Here is a 9454-nt window from a genome sequence, read left to right as displayed (position 1 = left end):
TCGACGCGAAAGCTCCAGTGGAACAACCCGATACGAGAGGTCGGACGATCACCCATGCCCGCACCCCACCCGCTGCCGCACAGCGACACCCACGGCGACCCCATCAGCTGATCGGTGCATTCGGGGTAAGGGCGATCAGCAACTCCACCGGTTTCAGCCCTCGGCTCGTTCCGGGGCGGCGGGCTCTCGGCCGAGCCGTCGCCGGAGTTCGAGGTTCTCGCCGCGGGCGGCTTCGAGCGCCTGCCGCAGCGTGGCCGACTTCCTCGCGGTGGCGGCGTTTGAGCTCGGCGAGCTGGGCGGTGAGCGTGCGCACCACGCTGCTGCGCTGGTCCGGATCGGCCCGCTCCGGTGGGGCCGGCGGTGTGCGATGCTGCTGTTGGCGGAGCTGTTCGACGCGCTGCCGGATCTCGGCGTTGCGGTAGAGGAAGTCCAGCGACACTCCGGCGGTCTGGGCCAGGGCACGGAAGGTGATCTTTTCGCCCCTGGCGGACCATGTCGCGGATGCCCTGCTCGGCACGGACCGTGGCGGCGGCACTCTTGGCAGCGGCTGCACGGCGAAGATTGTCGGGATTACCGCGCATAGCCGTGGCTCCCGCCCTGGTCCCCGGTGATGGCATCGGTGCGTGCGGCGACGCCGCCACCGCGGACTGCTCGAGCGCCGTCGTCTGTGAGGCGGGTCTGCTCGAGCTTGACGATGATCCTGCCGAGAGCGTCCTTCTCCTGACAGCGCCCGTCGACCGCCTCGCCGGCCTGCTCGTTCTCCTTTACGCCCAAGGTCCTTCCACGATCGCCCTACTGACCGTCGATCAGATCTCGATCACCAACGACAACGTCCACATCAGCTTCGGCCGAACACCGATCCGGCTCCCCGAACCGGTCGATGACCTGGCCCGGACCGTGTTCGCCACCCGCAAAGGCCACGCCACCATCGGCGCCACCACTCCGTCGCGCTGGCTATTCCCCGGCGGTCAGCCCGGCCGTCCGATCAGCGCCCAACGACTGAAGCTGAGACTGAACCAGCTCGGCATCCGACCTAACCAGGCACGCAGCACCGCACTGTTCGGCCTCGCCACCCAGATCCCCGCAGCCATCCTCGCCCGAACCCTCGGCATCAGCGTCAGCTCCGCCGTCCGCTGGCAGCAGATTTCCGCTGGAGATTGGACCACCTACGCCGCCAACATAGCCGACAGGAGGGGGCATTCGGACAGTTGTGATATCTGACGTCACCATTTGCCTCGATACCACTCGGATCTACCGGCAGGCCTACCAGACCGCTGGTGCTGCAATCAGAGTCGTCGACGATGGGCCGTGCGGCGGGAGGCGGATGACCAAAGCCCGGTCCGGGATCGCCGCCATGATCGAGGCGTTCGGCGAGCAACTGGTCACCATCGACGAACTGCGCGCCCGCATGCCCGACCTACGCGCACGAGAAACCAACCTGCGTAACCAGATAGATGCACTCGACGGCCAGCTCGCCGACCGCGACGCCTACCTCACGCTCGCCGCCGACCTCGAAGGCTTCCTCACCCAACTCCGCGACAAAGCCGAGGTCTCCACCGTCGAAAAACGCCAACGCGTCCTGCGGCTGCTGGTCAAGGATGTCCTGGTCGGAGCCGACAAGATCACCATCCGGCACCGTATCCCCATCCGGGAACGCACCAGCAACGACGCTGGCGACACCGACAAGGAGGGTGAACATTGCCCACTGTGTTGGAGGGGTAGGCTTCACGCATCTCGACAATATGCGAGCGGTGGGCTCGTCGAGTGAGCGAATCTCGTTGTTGCACAGGAGTCAGTCGCCCTATTGGAGGCTCAGCCTACGGGCCTCTATTTCCTGTATTTCCTGCCGGCACCGCCGCCTGGTCTGTACTGCGCACCGGTGGCGGCCAGCCGGACAAGCCAGTGCGACCACAGGTAGTCGCGCGTGCGCAGAAGGTCGTCGTCGGTGCCGTAGCCGGTCTCGGTGAGACGTAGCCGGGCACCATCTGCCTCCGGCTCGAGAGTGATCACGGTCCGCAACGGCCCTGGCCAGTCCGGTGCTCGCCACACGAATGTCACCGAGTCTGGCTGGCGGATGCTTTCGACGTGTCCTGACACCACTGGCCATCCCGGCGCGGCAACCACTACGACCCCACCAGCCTCCGGCTCCAACTCGACGACAGCACCCATCCATTGACCTGCCGCGTCCTCGGAAATCAACAACGAGAAGAGGTCAGCGACCGCGATCTGGTAACGGAAGGATTTCTCAGTCATTGCCACCCTCGCCTCGAGACTGCCGAATTGCGCCAAGTCGAACGACACCTGCTAGCCCTGTGAGTCGCAACGACGATACCGGTGCCCAGCCCAGCCATGACAGACGCGGGTAGCTCCCGCGACTCGACGTGGCCAGCCCAGAACTGGGGCCGAAGCTCACCCATGGCGGACCGGCTCTTTGAAGCTGAGCAGATGCGCTGAGCGTGTCCTGACCCAGGTCGTGGCCACTTCCAAGTATCTCGGTGGCTCCACCCGGCGGCCGGGAATGTTGGTCGATTCACTCGGGATATCAACCCACCCTGCGAAATCGCAGGCGACGGTCAACGACATGGTACAAGGCAGCAATCGACGCCCAGGTTGACAACATCGGCAACCTCTCCAGGGCAACCGACCTCCCGGTCCCGTCCTATACTTCGCGGTGTACCTCGCCGAGGTCGAGGTCGACGCCTGCGGCGGCGAAGTTCGCAAGGTCGGCGACGGCTTGCGCACCGGCCGGCGAGCCGAGGGCCGCGAGCGCGTCGTCTTTGGTGGCCCACTGGACGACGGCGATGAGGAAGTGCGGCGGCGGGGAGCCGTCGGCCGTCTCGCAGATCGTCCAGCCGAAGAAGGTGGCTTTCGGGAATTCTCGGGCGATCGGGACGTGTGTGGAGCGGTAGTGCCCAAGGAATGCATCGGGGTCCTGCGGGTGGTTGTAGGTAGCAGTGAGCTGGTACATAGCGGTCCTGTCTTCCATTGTAGTGTCGGAGTGAACAATGCTCTGAGGTACTGGGCGCCAGGCACGGGACGACCAGACGAATGCTGTCGCAAATCGAGTTGATACCGGTCTGACAGCGGCGTTGTCGCTGTTAGTTCACCTGGCGGCCACCAGTCCAGAATTCTGCGCGAAGTCTGAATTTCTGGACCTTTCCGGTCGCGGTACGCGGGATGCTGTCCGTGAACAGCACTTGTTTGGGGATCTTGTATCCGGCGAGACTGTGACGTGTGTGGTCGATCAATTCGGTCTCGGTCACGTTTTCGCCGTCTCGAAGCACCACCAACGCAGTGACCATTTCACCCCATTTGTCATCGGGAACGGCGATGACGGCCACCTCGGCTACCGCCGGGTGAGTGAACAGGACATCCTCGACCTCGATGGAGCTGACGTTTTCCCCGCCGGTGATAATGACGTCCTTTTTGCGGTCGGAAATCGTCAGATACCCGCCTGCGTCGATGGATCCACCGTCGCCGGTGTGGAATTGTCCGCCACGCATCGCGATGGCGGTTTCCTGCGGATTGTTCCAGTAGCTGTCCATCACGGTGTTCGACGCGACCAGTATTTCCCCGTCCGCGTCGGTGCAGAGGCGGGTTCCCAGCGACGGCGCACCTGCTTTGGACAGCATCTTGGCGCGCTCGATCGCCGGAAGGCTGTCGTACTCGGCGCGCGAGCGGTTCACGGTCAACAGCGGCGAGGTTTCGGTGAGGCCGTAGATCTGGTTGAACTGCCAACCCAGTTCTTCTTCGATGCGGGCAATCGTGCGCGACGGCGGTGGTGCTCCGGCAACGACCAGCCGCACCTGCCCGCGGCCGGGGATCTCACCTTCCCAGTTCTGGGCGGCGTCGAGGACCATGTTCCACACGGTCGGTGCGCCGCACATCAACGTGACCCCGTGTTCGTCTACTCTGCGCAGAATTTCTGCGCCGTCGACTTTGCGGAGGACGACCTGCTTGATGCCCAACCCGGTTGCGGTGTAGGGCATTCCCCAGCCGTTGCAGTGGAACATCGGTAGGACGTGCATCAGCACATCGCGGTCGCTGACCTGCATGTGCATCCCGAATGTGACCGAGTTGATCCAGATGTTGCGGTGCGTGAGTCGCACGCCCTTGGGTTTTGCAGTCGTACCGCTGGTGTAGTTCAGTGTTGCGGTGGCGTCCTCGTCGGGTTGTTGCCATCGTCGCGGTTCGATGTCGAGCCGCAGCAACGCCCGATCGGAGTCGGCGCCGAGCACGAACCTGTGGCGGGCGCCGACACCGATGAGGTCGTCGTCGAGTTCAGGGTCGATCAGAATGACGTCGGCTTCGCAGTCGCCGACGATGTAGGCGACTTCCTCGGGCTGCAAACGAAAGTTGACCGGTACGAGGATTCGTCCCGACGAGGGCACCGCCAGCAGCAGCTCTAGCAATCGCGCCGAGTTATGGCTGACCACCGCCACCCGGGCACCTTCGGGTACGCCCAGCTCATCGAGGCCGGCCTGGATTGCTCGACCTCTGCGCGCCATTTCACGGTAGGTCAATTCTTCGACGGCGGCCGCGGGCTGTATCGGCTCGTCAACCACACCGATCCGGTCGCCGTAGACGAGTTCGGCGCGATCGATAAAGTCGTTGGTGGTCAATGGAACCCGCATGGAGTTTTCCTCATTATTGTCTCGAGACCCGGCAAGAAGAGCCATCCGAAGCTCTCCGGTCGAAGCCGAACCTGATCCAGCGCCGCCTCGCGCCGCCCCGTCGTCGGGTCCACGGTTCACTGTAGGTAGCACCTCGGGGCGTGCGGAACCCCCACCGACAACTCCTACCTCCGATCGGAGGTAGTCCGCCGGATGCAGTTGGTGTGATGGTGAGTCTTGCCGCCGCGAAGTGTCGATCAGGGCGCCTGGCGGTGAGTGATGGTTGTCCGTCGCCCGAGGTAGTGGGCGAGGAGTCGGGCCGCACGGGGAACGCGTGGTTGTGGGGGCAGCGATTCGCTGGCGCGCTCCTCGTGCACCCACAATCGGCCGCTCTGCCCAAAAGTTCGAAAGGGCCGCTTCGGCCTATCGGCACCCTTGCATGCCCGCCCTGCACACCTAGGACATCGCTCTCAGACACCAGCCTAAGGAAGCCAGCATGGACCGCCGCGGAACCGCACTCACCAAACCAATCGAACTTGCCGCGCTCGTCGAGGCGGCGTCGCTGCCCGGGGTACGCGACGTGCGGGCCTCGCCGGATGTGCTCCGCGTCTTCTTTGTGGAGGCGGATTTCGTCATACGGCTGTCGAGGCCCGCAGCCCGATCTCGGTGGGACACCGATTGGGCCGTCAGTGTGCGGGAAGCGAGCCCCGGCCTGGGTACGTGGTGGGGCGAATGGCAGCGTTCGTTCGTCGGGGATCACGGCGAAGTGGGGTCGAGGATCGCCGAAGACATACGGGATGCGCTTGGCCGAATACGCAGCATGCTGGCCGATCATTCGGCGCCCGGGAGCCCGTCTGCGACGTAGTCGAGGCCACCTTCGTGGACACCTGCGGGCAGCTGACGGTACCGGGGCGATGGGCCCCCAAAAAGTGGTGTTACTCGGTTGGCGACCCTGGTTAGAAGGACCCCGTGGACCGCAGCCGGCGGTTCCGGCCCTGCGTGACGGGTTCGGAGGCGTTAGTGTGATGTTTGTCGGCTACCTCGCCGCAGAGAGGGGGTCGTCGACGTGACTGTCCTAGGTATCGATCCTGAGTTCAACCCTGTGCTCTCCCTGCTCGACCGAACCGCGGCGCTGCGACACAGCGCGGAAATTGTCCAACGTGTGCTCGGCGCGGACCTAGCGGCCGGTGCGAACCGGATCGCCGAGGACGACACGATGGAGGTCGTGGCGGTGGTGGGCGGGTGCACGGAGGAGCTCAACGGGCTGGTCGTCGGGCCGCAGGCGGGCCTCGGGGGCCAGGCGGCGGTGTTGCGTCGGACCGCGGCGGTCGAGGACTACTGCTTGAGCCGGGCCATCACCCACGACTTCGACCACGCGGTTCGGGCGGAGGGGCTGCGGGCGGTGATGGCTGCCCCGATCGTGCGCGCCCACCGGCTCTACGGGCTGCTCTACGCGGCCCGTCGGTCCGCGGTTCCGTGGACCGACGGCGACCGGGCCGAGCTGCTTGGCCTCGCCCGACAGACTGCGGTGGCGATGGAGGTCGCAGACAGCGCGCGCGAGATGGCCAAGGTCGCCGTGTTCACAGAACGTCAACGCCTCGCGGTCCGGCTGCATGATTCGGTTGGTGCGACGTTGTTCAGTCTTCGGGTGGCGTTGACGTCGGCGAAGGCGGGCACGGCGCTCGGCCCCAGGTTGGAACTGCTGACCGATGCCCTGGCTCTGACCGAACGGGCAACATCGGAGCTGCGGGCTCAGACCTTGTCGCTGCACCAACCACCCGAGGACAAGGCACTCGCGGTCGCTCTGCAGGGTGATTGTCGCGAGTTCGGCGAGCGCGCCGGGGTGGCGGCGGAATTGGTGGTCCTGGGTGATCTGCCGTTGCTGGATGCCGCGCGGACCGATGTGTTGCGGCGCACCGCCCGCGAGGCCCTGCTCAATGTCGAGAAGCACGCGGGCGCCCACTCCGTGGTCGTGAGCCTCTACCGGGCGGAGGACGGGGTGGGCATGGCCGTGGCCGACGATGGCACCGCCGGGGACATCACGCTCGAGGATGAGCGTGGCTTGGGCCTTCGGACCATGGCAGAGCGTGTCGACCGGGTGGGTGGGTGGTTGTCCTGCGCAGCCAACGAGGAAGGCGGCAGTACGGTGCGGGCGTGGGTTCCCGGCGCTAGAGCATTCCGGCCTGTTGCGCCTTGACCACGGCGTCCAACCGGTTGCGGGCGTCGAGGTGGGCCAGTAACGATTGAACGTAGGACTTCACCGTGTTCGGCGCCAGAGACAGCTGCTTCGCGATCTCGGTGTTGCTCTCGCCCATGGCGAGGCGCTCCAGCACCTGGTACTCGCGCCGCGAGAGTGCCAGCGGATCCCCGGTGCTGATCACGGGGTCGCAGTAGCGTCGTCCGGCGGCGACCTCCCCGATCGCGGTGACCAGCACAGCGCAGGCGTTATCCTTGTGTACCACCGCCTCCATCCCGACCAGCCCCGCGATCTGGCCCACCGTGCGCTTGCTGTCCCCGGTGAACAGCACCAGCTTCAGTCCAGGGCATGCCCCACGCAACGCGGCTGCGGCGTCCGGCAGCGCCATGTCGGGCAGATGCAGATCCAGCAGCACCACGTCGGGTCGTTCGGCGGCGGCGATCGCGACGCCCTCGGTCGCCGTGCGCGCCCCCGGGCACATCTGAATGCCCACCGTCCCCTCCACCAGCCGTTCCACGCCGAGATGCACGATCGGATGGTCGTCGATCACCAGCACCCGCAGCGCACCCGGCTGGGCACGCAAGACACCTGGATGGGCCACTGTGGCGATGGAATGCGCGGGTGCGCCGCTCTGGCCTCGACGGTGAGGGGGCATGCATCCACGGTAACCCCCGCGCGTTCGGGCTGCCGCGAAACACCAGCACCGACGACCTCCGCTCGGAGGTAGGCGACCCTTCGCTGGCGTGTGATGGTGGTCTCAACGTCATAGTCGTCGGTGGTGGCCCGGAGGGCGTGCAGGTCCATCGCCGCGGCGCAGACGACCATCGACCGCGCCCGAGCCATCAAAATCTGGAGGCTGGGCGAGGTGCACGTGACGTGCAAAGCGAGGAGGCAGGCATGAGTGAGGGCGCAGGGCCCAGCATTACGGGGGTCCACCACTTCTCTCCGACGGTCACCGACATCGAAGCCAGTGTGGCTTGGTACCAGCGGCTGTTCGGGATGGATCGAGTTCCGGTGACATTCCCGCACCTCGACCGAGAGAATACCGGCTACGCCGTGCTTCTCGTCGACCCGCGCTCGGGTGCGGCGATCGGGCTGCACACCAACGAGGCGAACCAAGGCGAGCCGTTTGACGAGGCCCGCACGGGACTGGACCACGTGTCCTTCAGCGTGGCCACCCGGGACGAGCTGGTGGCCTGGCTGGCCAGGCTCGACGAGCTCGGCATCGAGCACACCGGCATCAGGGACGAGCAGGAGCCGTTCGTCTACTCGACGGTGGTGTTCCGAGACCCCGACAACATCCAGCTTGAGCTCATCGCGGTCGGCTGACGCGAGCCGGTGGCGACTCGATCACTGGTGAGCATAGCCAGAGCGGGCAGCATCGTGCCCGGACGATCACGCCGTCACCAACGACATCTGCGAAGGAGGCCGGCATGAGCAGGGTCTTGATATGCCGACCGACCACCGGACCCTCTCCGACGGGTCGAAGCATGCGAGCGGGCACCGGTGACAACTGGCACGAGGGACTGGTCGTCCCCGACCAGATCTTCGGAGCGGAGCGGGTGGGCCTCACCATCGCCACCGTCGGCGGCGTCCTGGCGATCGCTGACGAGTCCGGGTTCACCCGAGATGCACCGTGGCAACGCAGCCAAGGGTCAGGAGTTCCGCGACTACATCGTGAGCATCCGTGACGAACTTGACTGCCCGGCCCGTCTCGAGGACGCCAAACCCGATGACTTCGACGCGATCATGTTGCCTGGCGGGCACGGTGCCATCGAGGACTTGGCCGTCTCCGAGGCGCTCGGGGCGACCCTGGTGCAGACGCTCGACAGCGGCAAGGTGGCACGAGCCCGCCGGGTTGTTTTCCGCCGCGCGGGAGGACGGCACGTGTGCGTTCGTAGGCTGTCGCCTCACAGCGTTCACCAACGAGGAGGAGGCTCAAGCTGGGCTCGCGGAGCAGGCGTCCTGGCTACGCGGAGACCCGGCTGTGGGACAGCGGCGCCATGGTCGAAGTGAGCAACGCCTGGGGTCCGCAGGTAATCGTCGACGGCAACCTGGTCACCGGACAGAACCCGGCCTCGAGTGAACCCGTGACCCGTTGGCTCCTCAAGATGCTCTCCGCTGAGGCCTGACCCACCACTCGCTGCCCTGCCCTCGCCGATGTCCGCGCGCTCTCGTGGACGCCCCGTCGATCGACGGCCCTTCCAGCGTAAACAATGCCCTGAGGTGCTGGGCGCGAGTCAGTCGCGAAGAGTCGCGCGCGGTGTTAGGGGAGACCTTGGCATGGTGAAGTAATGATTGAAGTGTCATCGGGTGTATGGCGAGCTTATGAACTCGCGCGCCATGCGGAACGCCGCTGTCGGGAACTCTGCCGGCGTCCGCCCCGTCGGCCAGCCGGTCCACGCCGAGATGCACGATCGGATCGTCGTCGACCACCAGCACCCGCAGCACGCGCGGCTGGGCACACGAGACACCAAAATGGGCCACTGAGGCGGTGGAATGGGCGGGTACGCCGCCCTAGCCTCAATACCGTTTACTTAGAATGACACGGCTGTTATTCTCGAGTCCGTGCCGCGTGTGGGATGGGTGAAGCCGAGCAGTGATCAGCGTTTGTCGGATCATATTTCGCTGGGGGTGTTGACCA

General features: G+C 65.7%; 13 protein-coding genes. 8 read left to right on the top strand and 5 right to left on the bottom strand.

Features of this window, described 5'->3' with window-relative positions; translation table 11 throughout:
- Positions 1-103 precede the first annotated feature (103 nt).
- A complete protein-coding gene (locus tag WAW17_RS24635) occupies positions 104-553 on the bottom strand; it encodes a DUF6262 family protein (protein WP_422335500.1) in 450 nt (149 codons plus the stop codon).
- Positions 554-585: 32 nt separating this feature from the next.
- Between WAW17_RS24635 and WAW17_RS24630 the strand changes: the two genes are divergently transcribed.
- Both WAW17_RS24630 and WAW17_RS24625 read left to right on the top strand, forming a co-directional pair.
- Entirely contained in the window at positions 586-1221 is a 636-nt protein-coding gene (locus WAW17_RS24630) for a hypothetical protein (RefSeq protein ID WP_422335499.1), read from the top strand.
- A 103-nt stretch (positions 1222-1324) separates the two neighbouring features.
- Positions 1325-1768 carry a hypothetical protein gene (locus WAW17_RS24625; RefSeq protein WP_422335498.1) on the top strand — a complete coding sequence of 148 codons (444 nt, stop codon included), beginning with the start codon at positions 1325-1327 and terminating at the stop codon, positions 1766-1768.
- Between the two features lie 59 nt (positions 1769-1827).
- Here the strand turns inward: WAW17_RS24625 and WAW17_RS24620 are convergent, their stop codons facing one another.
- The 3 genes from WAW17_RS24620 to WAW17_RS24610 all read right to left on the bottom strand — a co-directional run bounded on the left by WAW17_RS24620 (position 1828) and on the right by WAW17_RS24610 (position 4634).
- Positions 1828-2253, bottom strand: a complete 426-nt coding sequence (locus WAW17_RS24620) for an SRPBCC family protein (RefSeq protein ID WP_422335497.1) — start codon at positions 2251-2253, stop codon at positions 1828-1830.
- A gap of 406 nt (positions 2254-2659) precedes the next feature.
- Positions 2660-2968 (bottom strand): EthD family reductase, encoded by a 309-nt coding sequence (locus tag WAW17_RS24615; RefSeq protein WP_422335496.1) that lies wholly within the window; start codon positions 2966-2968, stop codon positions 2660-2662.
- A 130-nt stretch (positions 2969-3098) separates the two neighbouring features.
- Positions 3099-4634 carry an AMP-binding protein gene (locus WAW17_RS24610; protein ID WP_005560605.1) on the bottom strand — a complete coding sequence of 512 codons (1536 nt, stop codon included), beginning with the start codon at positions 4632-4634 and terminating at the stop codon, positions 3099-3101.
- A gap of 475 nt (positions 4635-5109) precedes the next feature.
- Between WAW17_RS24610 and WAW17_RS24605 the strand changes: the two genes are divergently transcribed.
- Together WAW17_RS24605 and WAW17_RS24600 are read left to right on the top strand one after the other, a co-directional pair.
- The gene (locus tag WAW17_RS24605; RefSeq protein WP_422335495.1) at positions 5110-5478 is read left to right on the top strand and encodes a hypothetical protein; all 369 of its coding nucleotides are present in this window, start codon (positions 5110-5112) and stop codon (positions 5476-5478) included.
- A 237-nt stretch (positions 5479-5715) separates the two neighbouring features.
- The gene (locus WAW17_RS24600; RefSeq protein WP_422335502.1) at positions 5716-6810 is read left to right on the top strand and encodes a GAF domain-containing sensor histidine kinase; all 1095 of its coding nucleotides are present in this window, start codon (positions 5716-5718) and stop codon (positions 6808-6810) included.
- Here the strand turns inward: WAW17_RS24600 and WAW17_RS24595 are convergent.
- Positions 6782-7360 (bottom strand): LuxR C-terminal-related transcriptional regulator, encoded by a 579-nt coding sequence (locus WAW17_RS24595; RefSeq protein WP_422335501.1) that lies wholly within the window; start codon positions 7358-7360, stop codon positions 6782-6784. The genes WAW17_RS24600 and WAW17_RS24595 overlap by 29 nt on opposite strands.
- Positions 7361-7707: 347 nt before the next feature.
- On the opposite strand from WAW17_RS24595, the gene WAW17_RS24590 reads away from it, so the two are divergent.
- The 4 genes from WAW17_RS24590 (at position 7708) to WAW17_RS24575 (ending at position 9300) form a co-directional block, all read left to right on the top strand.
- On the top strand, positions 7708-8139 hold the full coding sequence (locus tag WAW17_RS24590; protein WP_043793396.1) for a VOC family protein: 432 nt from the start codon (positions 7708-7710) through the stop codon (positions 8137-8139).
- A 104-nt stretch (positions 8140-8243) separates the two neighbouring features.
- A complete protein-coding gene (locus tag WAW17_RS24585; RefSeq protein ID WP_422335494.1) occupies positions 8244-8501 on the top strand; it encodes a hypothetical protein in 258 nt (85 codons plus the stop codon).
- A gap of 312 nt (positions 8502-8813) precedes the next feature.
- Positions 8814-8942, top strand: coding sequence for a hypothetical protein (locus tag WAW17_RS24580; RefSeq protein WP_267204739.1), 129 nt, complete (start codon positions 8814-8816; stop codon positions 8940-8942).
- Between the two features lie 196 nt (positions 8943-9138).
- A complete protein-coding gene (locus tag WAW17_RS24575; RefSeq protein WP_185723523.1) occupies positions 9139-9300 on the top strand; it encodes a hypothetical protein in 162 nt (53 codons plus the stop codon).
- Positions 9301-9454 lie beyond the last annotated feature (154 nt).

This window comes from Rhodococcus sp. (in: high G+C Gram-positive bacteria), assembly GCF_049286785.1.
Classification (GTDB): Bacteria; Actinomycetota; Actinomycetes; order Mycobacteriales; family Mycobacteriaceae; genus Rhodococcus_F.
This window is presented reverse-complemented; position numbering and strand designations above follow the sequence as displayed.